Raw genomic sequence first — 19,158 nt, forward strand, 5'->3', positions numbered from 1 at the left:
GTTTTTACTAATAGTTTTTACAGAATCCTACGAGGCCTTTCGAGCCTGTTCTGCCTTCATCGCCTGCAGATAAATCCCGTCGGCGAGGTCTCGAAGTCCTCTGGCGCATTTTTCCGGATTGCCTCTCGCGTCCTTAAAGACATACCAAATTCGATGGACCGCTTTTCTCAAGTTTTCATCTTCGAAGAGATCGCCGATGAGAATTTGCAGCTCCTTGTTCTTAGCAGTCCCGCCTTCCATAGCTTTATAAGCGGCCAAGGAAAAGATCCTTCTCACATCGTAGCCGCCTTTTAAGCCTCTTAATTTAAGAATCGCCGGAGCAGCTAAGTAAAGAGCTGTTGTCGCAAACCGGTCCCGGCGATCAATGGATTCCAATTTTGTAAATAGGAGGATTTCGCCGGCAGAAAGAGGGTCTTCCTCATAATTTCTAAGATTGAACGTCTTCAAAAAGATAGCGTTCATCAAGCGGTCAAACTTTTCCTGAGGCGACTGCATTGCTTCGTCAGGAGGATTATTTTGTGTCGAGGTTGCGACCAGTTCGCAGAAAGAATTGATCGTCTTCCAATTAGGAAGACCGCCTTCCTCCAATTCCAGCTGCAAAAAATTCAGCAAATAACCGTCCTTCTGGGCTTCAGCAACGATTTTCTTGGTTTTCGTTGTAACACCACAAGACCAAATATCGTTAATAAACATGATACAACCTGACAGCTCAAAAGGACTAAAAAACGGACTACTTCCATTCTAACCAAGGTTGCTTTACGCCTGCTTACATTTTTGACGCCTCTGCGGGTGATCACTAACCTTGGTTTCTTCACCACCTATTATCCAGATTTTCCTACTCTATGAGCGCTGTATACGAATTCAGCCTCCATCGGAGGCTGAATTAGCTATCAATGACCATCTGCAATCAAATTGCAGAGAAGTCCAAGTTACTTGGCTGCCATAACTGCATCAAGTTCCTTCATGTCTTTATCAACCATCGCAGAAACAGAGCTGTCGGACCAGACGTTAAGACTGGTTTCAATCATATCTACCACGGCATAGAAAGGCAGAATCACTCCCATCAGAAGGATGGGAACATTCATGCTGGCGAGCAAGCTTGCGGACAAGAAGAAGCAGCCCATAGGCACGCCGGCGTTCCCGATAGCTGCCAGAGTCGCAATAAAGATCCAGGCAACAATGACACCGGGATGGATATCAAGACCAGCATTTTGCATCAGATAGACGACGGTTAAGAAAATGAAAGCCGCACAGCCATTCATGTTGATTGTTGTGCACATCGGAAGGACGAACTGCGCAACCTGCGGTTTTTCTCCGAGGTTCTGCTGCGCGCATCTCATTGTGACCGGCAGTGTTGCAGCTGAGGACTTAGAGAAGAAAGCCAAAGCAAGAGCCGGCAGCATTCCCTTTGCAACTTTAATCGGATTGAATCCTTTAAACATCAGGAAGGCAGGGATCACGATGAACATCTGGATTAAGATCGCGGAAATAACCAATGCGAAGTAAGTTCCCAAACCGCCTAAGCTGACGCCATGGCTGACTTCCTGAGCCAGTGAAGCGACGAAAGCAAAGATACCGATCGGCAAAACGACGATAAGCCAATTGACAAGCGTAAAGAGAACATCCTGAGACGCTTTAAAGAATGTGATCATGAGATCCTGATTCTTAGATTCTCTCGGCATCTTTGCAATGGCAATACCGACAGCTGCAGCGATGAGAAGTACAGAAAGAACGTTCGCTGTTTGGAACGGCGTAATGAAATTATCGGGGACAATGCTTTCCACGTAATCCAAATAAGAGTGACTTCCTAATTTATTAGAGATATCAGGAGCCGTTCCGGTGACGGCCACGTTCGCCGGTGTAAAAAGCACGTATAAAGAGGCGGCCACGCAAGCGGCAAGAATCGTTGTTGAAAGCGTATAAAAAATCGTGTGTCTGAAAATCTTCGCCGATTCATTGTTCTGAGACAAAGTCGACAAAGAAGAAATAATGGACACGCAAATGATCGGAATACTTAAGAACTTGAACAATCTAATGAAAACGGTGCTAATGAACTGCACAACGATCATTAAATAATGGTTTTCCCAAATTCCGGCCAAAATGCCTAGAGCAATTGCCAAAAAGTAGGCAACAACCACGCCAACGAAGCCTTTCTGCATCCCGGCAGCTAAGATTTTTTTATCCACGATGAATCCTTATGTGTGTTTTTGTAACAGGATATACCAGACTTGAAACAAAAATTCCCGCTTCGGTTCTTTATTTCCGAAAGCGGGAACTCTGGTTATGGAGAAGGCTTCAGATTATTTCAACCAAGGGGTTTTTTCTTCGAGGATGATGGCGTCTCCGGCAGTAAATTCCTGCAGGCTTCCGCTCTTTGTCTGAATGCAGATGAATTTGATGCCTTCGTCGTCAGAGGCATGAATAGCGCGATGTCCGTTGGGACGAATCACAAACCAGTCACCTGCTTTGATATCAACGACCTGGCCATCAATATAGAGCTGGCCCTTGCCGCCCAAAACACCGTAGACTTCTTCGTTCTGCTTATGAGCATGGACGAAAGGTACTGCGGCCTTAGCCGGAAGTTCATTAATAGAAATTTCGCATCCGGTCAGACCGAGCAAGTTGTGCAGTTCGACACGCGGAGCGTCTTTTACTTCAACCATCTTAAAATTTTCCATCTCAAACTCCTTAATTAAAATTTAGTTCGTAACCGAACTATTTAGTTAAAAACTAAAGTTTCCTCAAAAATTTGAAGTGAGCTTCCTCATTACTTTTTCGGCAATTTCTAATTCTTCCGGTTCCACTGCTGAAAGGATCCTCTCCGAGAGGTCTTCAGAAATTTTTCCGAAAACCGCCTCAAATGCGACACCCTTTTCGGTGAGCGAGATCTTCACGCCCCTGGCATCGGCCGGATCTGTTTTTTTGCAAACATAACCGAGCTTAACCAGCCTATCCACAAGCTCAGAAACAGTGGACTTCGAACGGCGAGTGCGTTCGGCAATTTCTTTTGCACTCAGCTCCCCTGCCTCAAACAGCGTATGAAAAATATCTCCGTGCGCCATTTTCAGCTCCGGACAACCGTACTTCTTCAGTTCTTCCTGAATGAAGAATCCGGCCTTCTCGTTCAAAAGCGATGAAAGATAAACAATCTCATAATTTTCCATGGACGAAATTATAGTTCGGTGCCGAACTAAATTCAAAAAGAAGGATTAAAAAAGATCTCAAATCGGGTTTTGTTTTAAGTTAAATTCGGAATAAAGACAAATTATTTCGAATAAACAATTAGAAAGGTTTGAATTATAGAGGGGTCTAAAAATACGGTTGAAAGACGGGTGGCGGCCCCAACAGGAATCGAACCTGTACCTCAGTCTTAGGAGGACCGCGTTGTATCCATTCAACTATGGGGCCGACGCACGAAATTCTAATCGAAAATCCCGTTCCATGCCTCTCCTCGCGGCCTCAAGTCTGTTCAGAAAAAATCAAACGGCAGAAACAGAGAAGTTTTAAACAAAAAATCCTCGGTCCAGCCGAGGATTTTTTGTTTCACCAAGGGGCGTTTGAGCCCCTTTAATTCAATTAACTGAAGAACTGCGCAGCAAGAAGAATCGCGCCGCTTCCGATGATGGACATAACGGAGGACACAGCGATGATCTTTGCTTTATCTTTTTGTTCTCTTTTTCCTTTTTCCATTTTTTTTACCCTCCTAAAGAAGTCCGAGCAATATACCGATAACTTCAGGGAAAGGCAAGCCGCTTTTACACAAAATAACTTATGTTTGGGATACTGTTTTTTCTTTAAAAATCCGAACGTTATGAAATCTCATAAGAGACAGGAAAAACGAAATTTTTTCCCGCTTTTTTCTGAGTTCGCGAATAAGCCGAACGGAACTAATTTGTAACTTGAACTGCGACCTTCACCACCCGACCGCCGAAACTCCTAAACTTCTCGGATTGCAACCTTCAACTTGGAGAGTTTCCTCTCGGCTCGCCGACTTCAATAAGAGTTTTTAGGGAAAAAATTGTTAACGTTAGAAATAAGGTGAAGAATGCATAACCCATTGAATTATTTAAATATTTCGCTATATGCAAATATCAGATAATGAAGTTTTAATATTTATTTCTTTTAGATCAAACAGTTAGATAAACATAAAGAAATCAAAAAACTCATATCTCATTGAGTGAATGGCTATTGCACAATATGAAAACTTACTGAACCCACGGATTATTTTCAATAAAATGGCGAATACAGTCGAATTTTAGAGACTCCCAAGGATTACTAAGGAAAAGAATTTATGTCATATCTGAATAAAATCATGAGCCCTCGCAGCGTGGCTGTGATCGGTGCATCTAATAAAGAACACACGATCGGTTCCGATATCATGAAGCGCCTCGTCGAGTACGGCTTCACCGGCAAGATTTTCCCGATTAATCCTAAAGACTCTGAAATCCAAGGTATGACGGCCTACCCTTCCGTCTTAGAAGTTCCGGAAGAGATCGATATGGCGGTGATTGTCATCAACGCTAAATATGTGCTCTCTGCTGTGGATCAATGCCACCAGAAAGGAATTAAAGGAATCGTCGTCATCAGCGCAGGTTTCAAAGAAACCGGGGGCGCCGGCGCCGAGCTCGAAGCAAAGCTCGTCAATAAAGTCCGCGAATACGGCATGACCTGCGTCGGCCCGAACTGCCTCGGCGTTGTCAACACAGATCCGAAATTCAGACTCGATGCCTGCTTTGCCGAGTCCCTCCCCGTTCGCGGCGATATCGGTTTCGTCTCTCAGTCCGGTGCTTTGGGCGGCGGTATTCTGAACATCCTGCAGGATTTAAATTTAGGTTTCGCTCAGTTTATTTCCATCGGCAATCAGGCAGACGTCAACGCTGACTCGGCCATTGAGTACTGGGAAAACGTCGACGACGTCAAACAGATTCTTCTCTATATGGAATCTATCGCCGATCCGAAACGCTTCCGCGCGCTGGCTTCCCGCACGAGCAAGAAAAAACCAATCATCGCCTTGAAAGCAGGCCGCAGCGCAGCAGGTGCTTCCGCCGCTTCGTCTCACACAGGCTCGTTGGCCGGCGCCGATAAAGCAGCCGATGCATTACTGAAGCAGTCCGGTGTGATCCGCGAGTTTTCTCTGCAGGACCTCTTTAATACAGCAAAAGTGTTCAGCCACTGCCCGATTCCCAATGGCAATCGGGTTGCAATCGTGACCAACTCCGGCGGTCCCGGTATTATGGCCACCGACGCAGTTTGCGAACACGGAATGGAAATAGCTCACCTCTCAGATCAGACTAAAGAAGCCCTACGCTCTTTCCTGCCGGCAGCGGCCTCCGTTAAAAATCCGGTGGACATGATCGCGTCTGCTCCGCTGGAACACTATAAGAAGACATTGGAAACGGTGCTCGCGGACGACGGCGTTGATATGGTCGTTGTCATTTACCTGCCTTTCCTCGGCCTTAAAGATATTGATGTTGCCAAAGCCGTCATGGAAATTCGCGCCGCCCATCCCGACAAACCGATCGTCGGCGTCTTCATGACAAAGAACGAATTCTTTGCGCACCTTTCCGAAACCGAGGTCAACGTTCCGTTCTTCATGTTTGCCGAACAAGCCGTAGAAGGCTTGGCTCGTTTAAATCAGCAGCGTCTCTGGCGCGAACGCACCGACACACCGGCGCCTCGCTACTCCGTTGACACCGAGACCGTCGAAGCCGTCTTCAAACAGGCGGCTGCCGACAATCGCGTGCAGCTGACGACCGGAGAGTCTCTGCAGGTCCTGGCTGCTTACGGAGTCCGAGTGTGCAGAGACGGCGAAGCCAAAGATGCCGATGAAGCCGTCGCTTTAGCCAACAAGATCGGCTATCCGGTTGTGATGAAGCTCAACTCTAAAAAGATCTCTCATAAAACAGACGTCGGCGGCGTCCGTGTCGGCATCAAAGATGCGGATCAGCTTCGCGCCGAGTTTGCTGATCTCGTGAATAAACTCACCGAAAAAGGTCTCATGGACGGCTTTGAAGGCGTCATCATCCAGGAAATGGTTAAGAGCGACCGTGAAATGGTCTGCGGATGCGCCAAGGATCCTCAGTACGGTCAGATGATGATGTTCGGTTTAGGCGGCGTGTTTGTCGAAGTTATGAAAGACGTAACTTTCCGCCTCGCTCCCCTCACCGTCGAGGACGCCTCCGACATGATTCATTCCGTAAAAGCCTATAAACTTCTCGCCGGCGCCCGCGGGGCAGTTCCCGCACAGATAAATAAAGTCGAGGAGACATTACTTCGTTTGTCTCAGCTCGTTGAAGATTTTGCTTTCATCGACGAACTCGATATCAACCCGTTAATGATCAGCGGTAAGGACGGTGAACCGATCGCAGTCGACGGAAGAATCAAATTTAATGCAACAGAAGCGCTCGTTGCTTTGTCAATCGCCTAACAATTTATAAAAGGAAGATAACAAGTGTTCCAAATCAGATTACACGGCCGCGGCGGTCAGGGTGTTGTGACTTCAGCAGAAATGCTGTCGCTTGCAGCCTTTACCGAAGGCCACTACGCTCAAGCTTTTCCAAGTTTCGGCAGTGAACGTACCGGAGCACCGGTTGTCGCTTTCGCTCGCGTCAGCGACAAGCCGATTCGTCTTCGTGAACCGATCATGGAACCGGATGCCGTTCTTATTCAGGACCGCACACTGCTCGAAAGCGTAAATGTCTTTTCCGGCTTGACGGAAAATGCCTATGTCCTTCTGAATAGCTCTCAGTCGCCTGAAGAACTCGGTCTGGAAGATTTGGTCAACCGCCTACCTAAGGGACACGTCATTACGCTGCCCGCCACTAAATTCGCGCTCGCCCGCATCGGTCGTCCTCTTCCCGGCGCTGCTATGCTGGCAGGTTTTGCCGCGCTGACCGGCAAACTCAAACTCGAAAGCGTCCAGCAGGCTTTCCAAACTCGCTACAAAGGAAAAGTTGCCCAAGCCAACGCCGACGTTGCGGCAGACGCTTACTCCTTTGTTTTAGAAGCTAAGAATCGTTTATAAAGGATCGCCCCAATGCTCAAACAAATTGAAGGCTCTTTAGGCGTCGCTGAGGCTGTGGCACTTTGCCGCCCCGAAATCATCTGCGCCTACCCGATCTCTCCTCAGACCCATATCGTCGAAAACCTCGGCGCCATGGTCAAAAAAGGAACTCTTGAAGACTGCGAATTCTTGAACGTTGAAAGTGAATTCGCAGCCATGAGCGTGGCAATCGGCGGTTCCGTCGCCGGCGGCCGTGCCTACACCGCTACCGCTTCCCAGGGGCTGCTTTATATGGCTGAAGCGGTTTACAACGCCTCCGGGCTCGGTCTCCCGATCGTTATGACCGTCGCCTCTCGCGCCATCGGTGCCCCGATTAACATTTGGAATGACCACTCCGACTCTATGAGCCAGCGCGACTGCGGCTGGATCCAGCTTTTTGCTGAAGACAATCAGGAAGCGGTCGACCTCCATATTCAGGCTTTCAAGATTGCCGAAGAGCTCTCTCTTCCGGTCATGATCTGTATGGACGGTTTCGTTTTAACGCACGCTTTCGAAAGAATGGACATTCCTTCTCAGGAGCAAGTTGACCAATTCCTTCCTCCGTACGATCCTCGCCAGAGCTTGGATCCGGAACAGCCGGTTTCTATCGGTGCAATGGTCGGTCCCGAAGCGTTTACCGAAGTTCGTTATCTTGCCCACGCCCATCACCTCCAGGCACTCGGCGTGATCGACAGAGTCGCCAAAGAATACGAAGAAATCATCGGCCGCAAGAGCGGCGGTTTGGTTGATCTTTATCGTGCTGAAGATGCCGAAGTCATGGTTGTTGCTTTGGGCTCTGTCATCGGCACGATCAAGGATGTTATTGACGAAATGCGCGAAGACGGCAAGAAAGTCGGCCTTCTCGGAATCAAGTCATACCGCCCCTTCCCGGCTGCCGAAGTCTTTACAGCTCTCGAAGGCGCCAAGACCGCAGTCGTGATTGACCGTTCTCTTCAGGTCGGTATCGGCGGTGTCGTCACCGACGACGTAATCCGTTCGACCCGTAAACTCTCCGACCTCGATATCTGCTGCGTCATCTCCGGACTCGGCGGCCGTGCTATCACTAAGCGCAGCCTGCACAAAGCTTTTGACGCTGCTCTTAAAGGTGAACTTCCCGAACTCACATTCCTGGATCTCGATAAGAAAGTCGTTCAGGACCAGCTGAAGCACGAACAAGAAGAACGCCACTCCGGCCCGATGGCCGAAGCCATTGTTAAGGCCGTTGCCGACCTTCACAAAGGAGATCTCTAAGCCATGAGCGAACATCAGATTAAGTTTTATCAGACCGGTACTTTCACGGTCGGCAACCGTCTTCTGCAGCCCGATCAGAGAAGCGGACAGGCCAACATCGAAAGATACAACTCCTTGAACTCCGGCCACAGAGCCTGTCAGGGCTGCGGCGAAGCCTTGGGCGCCCGCTATGCTGTGGACGCTGCTATGCGCGCGACCGAGGGCCGCTTGATTGCTGCTAACGCCACAGGTTGCCTGGAAGTATTCTCCACACCTTATCCGGAAACCAGCTGGCAGCTTCCCTGGTTTCATTCTCTTTTCGGCAACACGGCCGCTGTCGGTTCCGGTATGGCCGCAGTTGCACGCGTCAAGGCAAAAAAATCCGGCAAACCGCTCGTCCGTGTAATCGCTCAAGGCGGTGACGGCGGTACGACTGATATCGGTTTCGGATGCTTGTCCGGCATGTTCGAAAGAAACGACGACGTGCTTTACATCTGCTACGACAACGAAGGCTATATGAACACAGGTGTTCAGCGCTCGTCCGCTACGCCGCCGGCTGTCCGTACGGCTACCACACAGATTGTCGGCAAGCATCCCGGCAACGCCTTCGGCCAAGGTAAAGACGTACCGCTTATCGCCATGGCTCACGGCATTCCTTACGTTGCCACAGCCACAATTGCCGACTTAAGAGACTTGGAAAGAAAAGTTGCCAAAGCCATGACTTTCCATGGCGCACGCTACATCCACATCTTGGTTCCGTGCCCGCTCGGCTGGGGAGCCAAATCGGCTGACACCGTCAAACTGGCACGCCTCGCTGTTGAGACCGGTCTCTTCCCGGTATTCGAATCCGAATACGGCGAAATCACTAAAGTCACCAAGATTCGCCAGCTCCAGCCGGTTGAAAACTATATGAAACTTCAGAAGCGCTACGCTCACCTCTTCGGACCGAAGGGAGACGCCGATGCGTTTGCTCGTATTCAGGCAATCGCTCAAAGAAATATCAGAAGATTCGGCCTTCTCGGCGAAGAAGAACCTGAAATCATTCCGCCGTCTGTCCAGGCTGACGAACGAGCCGACAAAGTTTAAGGACTTAATCCCATGAAAAAACCTTTTGCTATTACGTTAGATGTCGGTACTTCCTTGGAAAACCGTACCGGCTCTTGGAGAACGCTTCGTCCGACTTACGTCCACAAGCTTCCTCCCTGCAACCATCAGTGTCCCGCCGGCGAAGATATTCAGGGCTGGCTTTTCTACGCCGAAAGCGGCAACTATGAAAAAGCCTGGCGCCATTTAACCAAGCGCAATCCTCTACCTTCCTGCATGGGACGCGTTTGCTATCACACCTGTGAAGGCGCTTGTAACCGCGGTAAGCTGGACGCTTCCGTCGGCATCAACTCTGTCGAACGCTTCCTCGGAGACAACGCCTTAGAAAACGGCTACAAGTTCGTCAAACCCGAACAGAAGACAGGCAAAAAAGTCTTGATCGTAGGCTCCGGCCCTGCAGGCCTTTCTGCTGCCTATCAGCTCGCCCTCAAAGGCCATGAGGTCACAATCAAAGAAGGCAGCCCGGAGGCCGGCGGCATGATGCGCTACGGTATTCCGAAATACCGCCTCCCCCGCCGAGTGCTTGATCAGGAAATTGCAAGAATCCTTGATCTGGGCGTCAAACTCGAACTGAACACAACCGTCAAAGACATCGAAGAAGAAAAGAAGGCTCACTGTTACGATGCAGTCTTTCTCGCAGTCGGTGCCGGCATGGCTAAAAACGCCTACATCCCGGGCGGCGATGCAAAACACATGCTTGACGCTGTTTCCGTTCTCCGCTCCATGGAAGGCGAAGAAGAGCCTCTGCTCGGCCGTAAAGTTGTCGTTTACGGCGGCGGCAATACCGCTATCGACGTCGCTCGTTCTGCCAAGCGTATGGGTGCTGAGCCTCTGATCATCTATCGCCGCACACGCGAAAAGATGCCGGCTCATGACTTCGAAGTTGAAGAAGCCCTCCAGGAAGGCGTTTCCGTGAAATGGCTTTCCACCATTACAGAAGCAGAAAATCCGAAGGAAATCCGCATCGAAAAAATGGAACTCGATGAAAACGGTAATCCTCAGCCGACTGGTGAATTCGAAACCGTCGAGGCCGATACCGTTGTTCTAGCCCTCGGTCAAAACGTCGACCAGAGCCTCATCGATAAGATCCCCGGACTCGACATCGAAAAAGGCGTTGTTAAAGTCGACCGCTTCATGAGAACCGGCGTCCCCGGCATTTACGCCGGCGGCGACATGGTCCCGGGAGACAGAAACGTTACCGTTGCCATCGGCCACGGCTACAAGGCTGCCTACGGCATTGACTGCTACCTAAAGGGCAAAGAACCGGTTGATCATCCTAAGAAAGAAATCGCCACGTTCGAAAGCCTCAACACCTGGTATTACTCGGATGCTCCCAAGACCGTTCGCCCAATGCTCGACCTTGTCCGCCGTCAGAGCACTTTCGATGAAGTTCAGCACGGTTTAACGGAAGAAAACGCCTTGTTTGAAGCTCGCCGCTGCATGTCCTGCGGCAACTGCCTGCAGTGCGACAACTGCTACGGTGTGTGCCCGGACAACGCCGTGATTAAGACCGGTGACGACAACGTCCCCTACATCTTCAATTACGACTACTGCAAGGGCTGCGGCGTCTGCGCCAGCGAATGCCCCTGCGGTGCGATCAAGATGGAACCTGAATCCATCTAATAACGCAGTTTCAAGGTAAACCAAACGGTCGTGTTCCTTCTCGAAACATGACCGTTTTCTATTTGACTATGCCGGAAAAGCGCCGAGGAATTTTCAAACTCGCCGCCCAATCGGCAGAGTTTTACTTCAACTTTTCTAAAGTCTGCAGCAGGAATGCATCTGCGCCCTCAAAAATCATTTGGGCAGACAATGCAGCCAGAATCAAACCAGTGAGTTTGCTCAGCACCACTAACCCGTTCTTTCCGATGGCTTTCTGAATGTAGTTGGAAACCAACAGGAGCGCCCCGACACAGATGACAGCCGCACTGATGGAAAGATAAGCCAGGAAAAATCCCAAACCCGTTTTAATTTCACCGCCGTAAACCATCAGCACACCGATAGAGGCCGGCCCCAAAGTGATCGGAATGGCCATCGGCACAACTGCTAAAGACTGGACGGAGTCTCCGGACGGCACTCGGATAGAGTCGCCTCTTACCAGAGAAACGGCAGTCAAAAACAAGAGCGCACCCGTACCGATTCGGAATGCGTCCAGCGTAATGCCGAAAATTTTAAAAATGAATCCGCCGAAAAAGAGGAGTACACCACTGATAATCAAAATCCACAGCGTGATCCAAATCGCTAAGGTATTTCTTTCCTGAATCGTGTTGTCTTTCGTCACCGACAGGAATGCCGACATCACAAACGGAGGCGTCAGCAGGAAGAAAAACTTCACAAAAAGTGCAAAACAATCAGATAGGGTCATTTTGACAATTGGTTGAATTCAGTACGATATCCGGAATGGCTGCGGAAAAAATTCTCGCCGACAAAAATCAGTACGCCGGCCCATATAAGGATAAATCCAATTAAGCGGTCAACTTGCAGTTCTTCCCCAAAAAAGAACGGCCCGATAAAAAATACCATCGTCGGACTCAGGTATTGAATAAAACCGACCGTTGAGTAAGGAACCTGTTTTAATCCGTAGGCAAATAAGATCAGAGGGATTGTTGTAATCGGACCGGCCATGATCAGCCAGAACTTGTCCCAGCTCGTGCCATGGACGAAAGTTAAATCTCCGTTCCCCGCAAAATAGAAAGTGGCCAAAAGCGCCACAGGAAATGCAAAGGCCGTTTCCAGCGTCAGACCTTCAAGACTGCCCAGGGGGGCCATCTTGCGTACCAGACCGTAAAATCCAAAACTGAGCGCCAGCGTAAGGCCAAGCGCCGGAAATTCGCCTTGCTTAAAGGTCACCCACATTACGCCTGCACATGCAAAAACAATCGCAAGCATCTGAGCCTTATTTAGTTTCTCTTTCAGAAATACTGTTCCCAGCAATACAGAAACCAAGGGATTCATAAAATATCCGAGCGAAGCCTCCAGCGTTTGGTTCGTAACGATCGCATAGGTATAAGTTGACCAGTTGGCAGTGATGAGCACCGAAGACATCAAAAACACGGCAACGGTTCTCCTGTCAGTAATAGCTTTCTGGATCCACCGCCAGCGCCTTGAGCAGAATAAGTAAACAGCCAAAAGCGCAAAGGTCCATAAGACACGATGGATCACAATTTCGGTAGGGGCGACATGCTGCATCGCATGAAAATAAAACGGATATAGCCCCCAAATAAGATAGGCAACTAAAACGGAAACCACGCCTTTATTCATAAAAATCCTTTTTAGTTATTGCGTTCCGGTTCATTCAATACTTCAGAAAGTTTAAGACGTCCTTTGCCGTAATCTTCCAGCTCGGCCATGATGGTCGGAACGTAGTTGTGCTCTTTCCAATCTTCATAGTTTCCGATAAAAATCACGGTTTCTTTAGCGCGGCTGACGGCGACGTTTAATAAATTAGGTGTTGAAGTTGCCCAGTTTCTCGCGCCGAATCCGTCTTTATTCGTCTTTGAACCCAATACAACAATGACGATGTCGCTTTGGCGTCCCTGAAGCGTATGTACGGTCCCGATGCGCTCCACTTCAAGCCAGTTGCCCGTCTTCTTAATTCTCTTTCGAAGGGTTGCCGCTGCGGTTCGGAACGGCGTGCAAATAAGGACAGATTTCTTTTCAAAAACTTCGCCCTGAAGATGTTTCATGGCAATTTGCACGTCGATATGGTTGAGAACCTCCTCGGCTGCATCGACTTCTTCTGAGACACAATTGGAGAGGCTCGGTCTTGCCGGAACCACATCCACCCAATAGCTTTCGATAAATCTTTCCGGCGTTTTATCTACCTTCATCTCCGGCGGTAGGACCATCTGTCCTGAATATGCGATCCGATTGCAGATATGGAACATCGGGGGATAACTTCTTCTCTGCAATCTCAAAGGCAGTCCGGACCAAATTTTGTGTTCTTCCGGACCCACGAAGGCACCGAAAGGATTGGCTCCGTCGGCAAGCTGCTGAAGACTGTGAAGATGCGGCGACCACTTCCTCAGAAGCTCCTCTTTTCCGCAAAGCAGCTCTGAAAGAGAATCAGGAAGCGTCACGACAGGTGTGAGCTGGAGCGGATCTCCGACCACTAAAAACCGCTTCGCTTTCTGCATCAGAAGTAAAGCTGACTGCGGAGTCGCCTGAGATGCCTCATCAACGATCACCCAAGGCAGCGAAGAAGAAAGAAAATTATTAAATCTAAAAGCTGCCGAAGCAAAAGTTGTCGAAATAATCGGTATCAGAAAAGACAGTGTTCCGAGAAACGACAGCCGATGAGGAGAAACCAGGTCGTACATATTCGCGGTAATCGAACCTCGAATACCGTCGATGAAATCCTTCTTCTTGGCCAACACCGCCAAACGATGAAGCTTTAATGCTGAAATGAATAAACGAGTCCTGGCTCTGTCGAGTTCCTCATCTGTATAAAGACGCCTAGCGTGATTCTTTTCTTTTGAACTTCCGGAGAAATCAAAAGGATTGTCCTCCGATTCTCCTTTCTTGGATCTGAATGAGCGAAGCACCGAATCTCGGAAAGAGCGGGCAGTGACAGGCTTTTCCTCAGAGGTTTGTGCAAACTTCTTTACATCAGCCTTGTAATCAGGCATTTTTGACGTAATGCGCTCATGAACATCGCAGTAAAGTTCTCTAAAACGCTGAGTCTCCTTTTTCCAATTGGATCGAATTTCGGCAATGCCGCCTTCGCTTTGAATCTCTTCTTCCAAGGCATGCTGAAGATAAGGAATTGTCCCTTTCGGCGTTTTGTGATTGCTGAAAAACGCTTTCCAAAGGCGGGTCCAATTATCTGACTTCCCTAAAGGAGCTGAAACCAGTCCCCATGCATCTTTGCTTCTATTTAATTTGTTGGCGAGATCCGAGAAGTAATCAAACGGCTCCTCAAAGCCATAATCGAAAGGAAGCTCCTTCGTCATGTTTTCTACCGCATTATTGTTATTCGACGCGACGATGATCGGATAATCCTCGACATACTCCTTTAAAAGAACTGGAACCTGCTCTCCCCTCCAGCCTGACTTCAGTTCAAATAACGGCGCCGTTCCTATATCCTCAATGTTAGCCAGCACTGCGGCACGATTGATTACGATCTCCGTCAGCAGTTCTTTTAGGAGCATCGTTTTTCCGGTTCCCGGAGGCCCGTTTACGGAAATAATCGGATCCACAGGCGGCGCCCAAATCATGGTTGAAAGAGCAACCTGTTGGCAGGGAACAAGATAATTTTTGATATCGCTCGGCCAGCGTCCGAAGATCATCCTTTCCGGATTCGTCATCTCCAGAAACTTCTTAGAGTTGGCTAAAAGGTCGTTTCGATCCGGATTGTCGTAAGCCAAGGAAAAGAATCGCTCCGAAACCGGACTCAGCACCCTAGTGGGCGGCTCGGTCTGAACACGCTTTTTAATCTTCTCCAAAATTTCGATATAAGGAGAATTCATAAAGTCGAAGTACAGAGGCTTTGGACGTTCGTAGTAATTAACGATCACCCAGATTCGGTAAGAAGGCCCGAGACCGGCCTTCTCAAGCCAGCTTTTGCAGAGCTCGTCTATTTTTCTGGGATTGAGAAAGTTTTGAGGAGGATTTAAATCTTTAATGAGTTTATATCCTCGGGTTTCATCCGGCTTTAATTCCTTCTTGTTCAGATTGTGGATGAGCATTCCATAGAACTGCCTGTCCTTTTCACTGATTTTTTGAGCCGTCGTTTCAGAGTCAAGCGAAAGCTGACGGACCGACGAGGTATGGAGAATCTGAGCAACGTCCGTCAAGAACTCAAAACTCTCGACGCCCTTTTGTTTATTTGTTAGGTTAACCAGCTCGCACAAAGCGTAGGACGGCTCAACCGTCCCCATGCTGATTTTGCCGAAATGGTTTGCACGCAGGACTCCCAAACAGATAAGGTCATCCGTTCTTTGCTCCTCAGCGCTGAAGTCAGACAAATCCTGCGAAATATCCAATAGATTGGATCTGAGAAGATGCTCTGCCCGATCAATGAATTCGTTGCGGTTAACGATGCCGATGCAGACCGTAAACATCCGAAAAAAGTCTGTTCTGTCTTCTTCTTTAGGAAGCTTTTGCAGTTCAATTTCCAGACTGTCCCGCTGTGTTGTGTCTTCGTTATCCCATGTAAAAAGAGACGACCGAGGTTGATTCAGACTCCCCGGCATCTGTTCGATAAGATCATTCTTGTCGAGGTCGAACGGCGTCAACGCTTCGACGTGGAGCCAAAGCGAAAGAATTTTGGCGAGATTGTCCTTATCTAACTTCATGGCAACGGAACTTTTAATTCTTTTTTGAGGTCTATAGCCTCATTGTAAGATTTTTACCGAGAGCCATGAAATCAGAAAAGATTACGTTTAGCCTCAGAAGGTTAGAGGTAATAACGCCAATACGTCCAAGCAGAGAAAATCAAAACCATCAACAAGGAGAGAACACCGCATTTGCCGATCGTTTTCCAAAGACGGCACTTAAAGTATTCCACGGTAACCAAGATACAAAGGTGAGTAGGTGTCACCATCTGTCCGGCCATGCCGTAGACCATTGCAATACCGACCAAAACAATATTGCCCGGAGCCATAAGGGCAACAATCGGCATCACGATCGCAATGTAACCTTGTCCCATGCCGGTCATAACTCCGAAAATGAAGGAGAGACAAGCAATGATAACCGCCTGAGGCAGAGAGGAATTATTAAAGACGCTGACGATTTCATCCAATGTGCCGATAACCGTCAGCAGCTGAATGAAGTACAGAATGCAGACGACATTGAAAAATAATTTTTTATCCAGGCTTTCTGTAAAGACGCTCTTTACAGAAATGGGGCGCTTGAACCAAAAATAAAGCGGAATAAAGGCCACAACCACAAGGCCCATTGCAAGGGCGGCCTGAACGTTAAAAGCAACGATTAAAAGGAAGCTCGTGACAATCGGACCGAAAGCCAGGACGAGACTCTTCCAATCGATAGTACGGTCATGCTGAGTATTGGTGGCTTTCTCCAGATCCGTAATCTTCAACGGAATAATTAAAAAGATCCAACCTAAAACAAAGCAAAGAATCGTTACCCAGCCGACCTGATCAATTAAATCGCCGATCGAAACGTTCGCAATACCGCAGGCAAGAATGACGCCCGGCATCAAGGGATTTGAAAACTCGAAAATATGACGGAACCAAAGATTAATGGCGCTTTTTTGTTCATCGTCTACGGCAATGCCTTCACTGGCTTCCTGCACGATCGGCGCGGAGAAACGAGCTCCGCCCAGGGAAGGAAGAAGCCCCAAGAACGCCGGCATAAACGCCAAAGTAACTTTATTGCTGGAGAAGATATTCCTCAGCGTCACCACCATGCCGTGAAGGGATCCGCTCTTGCGCAGCTCAACCTCAAGGCACATCACGAAGTACAGACAAAGAAGCAGATCCCAAGTTCTCTGCATTGTCAGCGTTTCAGTGAACGCAATCCAAAGCTTTTCAAAGGATCTCGACTCAAAGAGCCAAATTAACAGACCGCCGCTCAAAATTGCCGGTCCGATAAGAACTTTAAAACGAAGAAGCACAACGATGAGGATCATCGCTGCTATAACGACTAGGAAAACCGAATTCATCCTGGGACTCCGAGCCGCAGGGCGCGGCCCATAAAATTATTTACTCTTAGCTCCGTCCCTCTCTAGTGGTTGTGAGGAAAGAGACGTTTTTTTATTGGTAGTAGTTTATTGGATTTTGGTTCAGAAATAGGAAAACCCGATGCTTGCCACCGGGTTTTCCGAACTTACTGCGAGAAGTTATTAGGCTTCAAAATTCACAGGGAAACGAGGTTTCAGCTGTTTGAAGAAGTCATTGCCTTTGTCATCCACCAAGATGAATGCCGGGAAGTCAACGACGTCGATTTCGTAAACAGCTTCCATACCGAGCTCAGGATACTCAATGCACTTAATGCTGCGGATGGACTCAGCAGACAAGTCGGCAGCAACACCGCCGATGGTGCCGAGATAGAAGCCGCCGTGTTTCTTGCAGGCTTCGGTAACGACGTCTGTACGGTTGCCCTTAGCGATCATGACGTGAGAGCCGCCGGCTGCCATGAACGGATCGGCATACGGATCCATACGGTTAGCAGTTGTCGGCCCCATAGAACCGCAGGCGTATCCTTCCGGAGTCTTAGCAGGACCAGCGTAAAGAACAGGATGGTCTTTGATGTACTGCGGAAGCGGTTCGCCCTTGTCGAGACGTTCCTGCAGTTTAGCGTGAGCGATGTCACGGGCAACGATGATCTTGCCGGTCAGAGAGACACGTGTAGAAACCGGATGTTTAGACAGTTCAGCGCGAATCTTTTCCATCGGCTGATTCAAGTCGATCTTAACGGTTTCGCCTTCTTCCATATGTCTGAATTCTTCAGGAATCAGTTCAGCAGGGTTGTCGTCAAGTTTCTCGACCCAAAGACCTTCGCGGTTGATCTTGCACTTAACGTTTCTGTCAGCAGAGCAGCTGACGCCAATGCCGATCGGACAGCTGGCACCGTGTCGCGGCAAACGAATGACGCGGACGTCGTGGGCAAGGTACTTGCCGCCGAACTGGGCGCCTAAGCCGATGTTGTTAGCGAGTTCAAGCAGTTTGTTTTCGAGTTCGACGTCACGGAAAGCACGCCCTGTTTCATCGCCGGTTGTCGGAAGATTGTCGTAGAACTTCGTAGAAGCAAGTTTGACCGTCAGCATGGTCTTTTCAGCAGAAGTTCCGCCGATAACGACAGCAATGTGATACGGCGGGCAAGCAGCTGTTCCCAGACCCTTGATTTGTTCATAAAGGAAGGGGATTAAAGCTTTCGGGTTCAGGATAGCTTTTGTCTTCTGGAAGAGATAAGACTTGTTGGCAGAGCCGCCGCCCTTAACAACGCAAAGGAAGCGATATTCTTCACCTTCTGTGGCTTCGATATCGATCTGAGCAGGAAGGTTGCAGCGTGTATTGACTTCTTTATAGAGCGTCAAAGGAGCGTTCTGAGAATAACGAAGAGCGTTCTTAGTATAGGTGTTGTAGACACCGCGGCTGATCGCTTCTTCATCGGAGAAGTCTGTCCAAACTCTCTGGCCCTTTTCACCGTGAATGATGGCGGTACCTGTATCCTGGCAAATCGGCAGGACACCCTTGGCAGAGACTTCGGCATTGCGCAGCATCGTCAAAGCGACGTATTTGTCGTTATCGGAAGATTCCGGATCTTTCAGAATCTTTGCTACACATTCGTTATGAGAACGGCGAAGCATGAAGTTGACGTCTGTGAAGGCACGTTCGATAAGCATCGTGAGTGCTTCTGGCGTAACTTTCAGGATTTCTTTGCCTTCAAAATTACCGAGAGAGACATGTTCGGAAGTGAGGTGATAATACTCTGTGGTATCTTCCCCGACCTGGAACATCGGTGCATATTTGAACTCAGGGGCTTGAGCCATTCGTATCTCCTTTGTATAAGTTTGTAAATTTGCGGATAAAAAGATACGCTAAATTCAATTCTGCGTCGATACTTTATAAAAATTATTAGGGTTATTACTTAGATGTAAAAACTGCAGATTTTACAATCGTTTCCAACCTGTTGTTTATAAAAATATTATTTTGAAATAAAATTTTTAATTCATCCGCCTTCATTAAGGGTTTTTACTTATTATTTGTCGTCAAAACCAACGATAAAAGAAGAGTCGGATGTCACGGGCTGATGTTTCAGATGAAACAAAACAATTTCAGCTTTTTCAATAGCAGATAAAACAAAACCTCTTGAACGGT

At 48.5% G+C, this 19,158-nt stretch carries 14 protein-coding genes and 1 tRNA gene; 5 read left to right on the forward strand and 10 right to left on the reverse strand.

Going from position 1 to position 19,158, the window contains the following annotated elements; all coding sequences use genetic code 11:
• Positions 1-27: 27 nt before the first annotated feature.
• The 5 genes from HMPREF9439_RS00580 to HMPREF9439_RS00600 form a co-directional block, all read right to left on the reverse strand.
• Positions 28-693: a hypothetical protein gene (locus HMPREF9439_RS00580; protein ID WP_008863319.1), complete on the reverse strand. Its 666-nt coding sequence runs from the start codon at positions 691-693 to the stop codon at positions 28-30.
• Positions 694-929: 236 nt separating this feature from the next.
• Complete coding sequence (locus HMPREF9439_RS00585) at positions 930-2,186, reverse strand: dicarboxylate/amino acid:cation symporter (protein ID WP_008863320.1); 1,257 nt, start codon at positions 2,184-2,186, stop codon at positions 930-932.
• Positions 2,187-2,300: 114 nt separating this feature from the next.
• Positions 2,301-2,678 (reverse strand): cupin domain-containing protein, encoded by a 378-nt coding sequence (locus HMPREF9439_RS00590; protein ID WP_008811752.1) that lies wholly within the window; start codon positions 2,676-2,678, stop codon positions 2,301-2,303.
• Between the two features lie 63 nt (positions 2,679-2,741).
• Positions 2,742-3,164: a MarR family winged helix-turn-helix transcriptional regulator gene (locus tag HMPREF9439_RS00595; protein WP_008863321.1), complete on the reverse strand. Its 423-nt coding sequence runs from the start codon at positions 3,162-3,164 to the stop codon at positions 2,742-2,744.
• 169 nt (positions 3,165-3,333) lie between these two features.
• Positions 3,334-3,408, reverse strand: a tRNA-Arg gene (locus HMPREF9439_RS00600).
• Positions 3,409-4,291: 883 nt separating this feature from the next.
• Here HMPREF9439_RS00600 and HMPREF9439_RS00605 point away from each other — a divergent pair.
• From HMPREF9439_RS00605 to HMPREF9439_RS00625, 5 genes are read left to right on the forward strand one after another with little or no spacing between them, the layout of a single operon-like run.
• Entirely contained in the window at positions 4,292-6,427 is a 2,136-nt protein-coding gene (locus HMPREF9439_RS00605; protein ID WP_008863323.1) for an acetate--CoA ligase family protein, read from the forward strand.
• Positions 6,428-6,451: 24 nt separating this feature from the next.
• The gene (locus HMPREF9439_RS00610) at positions 6,452-7,024 is read left to right on the forward strand and encodes a 2-oxoacid:acceptor oxidoreductase family protein (RefSeq protein ID WP_008811745.1); all 573 of its coding nucleotides are present in this window, start codon (positions 6,452-6,454) and stop codon (positions 7,022-7,024) included.
• Between the two features lie 12 nt (positions 7,025-7,036).
• Positions 7,037-8,293: a 2-ketoisovalerate ferredoxin oxidoreductase subunit alpha gene (gene porA / locus HMPREF9439_RS00615; RefSeq protein WP_008863325.1), complete on the forward strand. Its 1,257-nt coding sequence runs from the start codon at positions 7,037-7,039 to the stop codon at positions 8,291-8,293.
• 3 nt (positions 8,294-8,296) lie between these two features.
• A complete protein-coding gene (locus HMPREF9439_RS00620; RefSeq protein WP_008811743.1) occupies positions 8,297-9,358 on the forward strand; it encodes a thiamine pyrophosphate-dependent enzyme in 1,062 nt (353 codons plus the stop codon).
• A 12-nt stretch (positions 9,359-9,370) separates the two neighbouring features.
• Positions 9,371-10,999 carry an NAD(P)-binding protein gene (locus tag HMPREF9439_RS00625; RefSeq protein ID WP_008811742.1) on the forward strand — a complete coding sequence of 543 codons (1,629 nt, stop codon included), beginning with the start codon at positions 9,371-9,373 and terminating at the stop codon, positions 10,997-10,999.
• Positions 11,000-11,120: 121 nt separating this feature from the next.
• On the opposite strand, the gene HMPREF9439_RS00630 is transcribed toward HMPREF9439_RS00625, so the two are convergent.
• The 5 genes from HMPREF9439_RS00630 to HMPREF9439_RS00650 all read right to left on the reverse strand — a co-directional run bounded on the left by HMPREF9439_RS00630 (position 11,121) and on the right by HMPREF9439_RS00650 (position 18,830).
• Positions 11,121-11,741: a MarC family protein gene (locus HMPREF9439_RS00630; protein ID WP_008811741.1), complete on the reverse strand. Its 621-nt coding sequence runs from the start codon at positions 11,739-11,741 to the stop codon at positions 11,121-11,123.
• Positions 11,738-12,637, reverse strand: a complete 900-nt coding sequence (rarD, locus tag HMPREF9439_RS00635; RefSeq protein WP_008863328.1) for an EamA family transporter RarD — start codon at positions 12,635-12,637, stop codon at positions 11,738-11,740. Before rarD ends, HMPREF9439_RS00630 begins: the two co-directional genes overlap by 4 nt.
• A gap of 11 nt (positions 12,638-12,648) precedes the next feature.
• Positions 12,649-15,672, reverse strand: a complete 3,024-nt coding sequence (locus HMPREF9439_RS00640) for an AAA domain-containing protein (protein WP_008863329.1) — start codon at positions 15,670-15,672, stop codon at positions 12,649-12,651.
• Between the two features lie 101 nt (positions 15,673-15,773).
• A complete protein-coding gene (locus HMPREF9439_RS00645) occupies positions 15,774-17,000 on the reverse strand; it encodes a DUF401 family protein (protein ID WP_008811737.1) in 1,227 nt (408 codons plus the stop codon).
• Between the two features lie 180 nt (positions 17,001-17,180).
• A complete protein-coding gene (locus HMPREF9439_RS00650) occupies positions 17,181-18,830 on the reverse strand; it encodes a fumarate hydratase (protein ID WP_008863330.1) in 1,650 nt (549 codons plus the stop codon).
• Positions 18,831-19,158 lie beyond the last annotated feature (328 nt).

Source organism: Parasutterella excrementihominis YIT 11859, from assembly GCF_000205025.1.
GTDB lineage: Bacteria > Pseudomonadota > Gammaproteobacteria > Burkholderiales > Burkholderiaceae_F > Parasutterella > Parasutterella excrementihominis.

What these genes read in the sequence shown, in the direction of transcription:
- HMPREF9439_RS00580 (WP_008863319.1), bottom strand. Translation starts at nt 693, where the DNA reads ATGTTTATTAACGATATTTGGTCTTGTGGTGTTACAACGAAAACCAAG.
- HMPREF9439_RS00590 (WP_008811752.1), bottom strand. Translation starts at nt 2,678, where the DNA reads ATGGAAAATTTTAAGATGGTTGAAGTAAAAGACGCTCCGCGTGTCGAA.
- HMPREF9439_RS00595 (WP_008863321.1), bottom strand. Translation starts at nt 3,164, where the DNA reads ATGGAAAATTATGAGATTGTTTATCTTTCATCGCTTTTGAACGAGAAG.
- HMPREF9439_RS00605 (WP_008863323.1), top strand. Translation starts at nt 4,292, where the DNA reads ATGTCATATCTGAATAAAATCATGAGCCCTCGCAGCGTGGCTGTGATC.
- porA (WP_008863325.1), top strand. Translation starts at nt 7,037, where the DNA reads ATGCTCAAACAAATTGAAGGCTCTTTAGGCGTCGCTGAGGCTGTGGCA.
- HMPREF9439_RS00620 (WP_008811743.1), top strand. Translation starts at nt 8,297, where the DNA reads ATGAGCGAACATCAGATTAAGTTTTATCAGACCGGTACTTTCACGGTC.
- HMPREF9439_RS00625 (WP_008811742.1), top strand. Translation starts at nt 9,371, where the DNA reads ATGAAAAAACCTTTTGCTATTACGTTAGATGTCGGTACTTCCTTGGAA.
- HMPREF9439_RS00630 (WP_008811741.1), bottom strand. Translation starts at nt 11,741, where the DNA reads ATGACCCTATCTGATTGTTTTGCACTTTTTGTGAAGTTTTTCTTCCTG.
- rarD (WP_008863328.1), bottom strand. Translation starts at nt 12,637, where the DNA reads ATGAATAAAGGCGTGGTTTCCGTTTTAGTTGCCTATCTTATTTGGGGG.
- HMPREF9439_RS00640 (WP_008863329.1), bottom strand. Translation starts at nt 15,672, where the DNA reads ATGAAGTTAGATAAGGACAATCTCGCCAAAATTCTTTCGCTTTGGCTC.
- HMPREF9439_RS00645 (WP_008811737.1), bottom strand. Translation starts at nt 17,000, where the DNA reads ATGAATTCGGTTTTCCTAGTCGTTATAGCAGCGATGATCCTCATCGTT.
- HMPREF9439_RS00650 (WP_008863330.1), bottom strand. Translation starts at nt 18,830, where the DNA reads ATGGCTCAAGCCCCTGAGTTCAAATATGCACCGATGTTCCAGGTCGGG.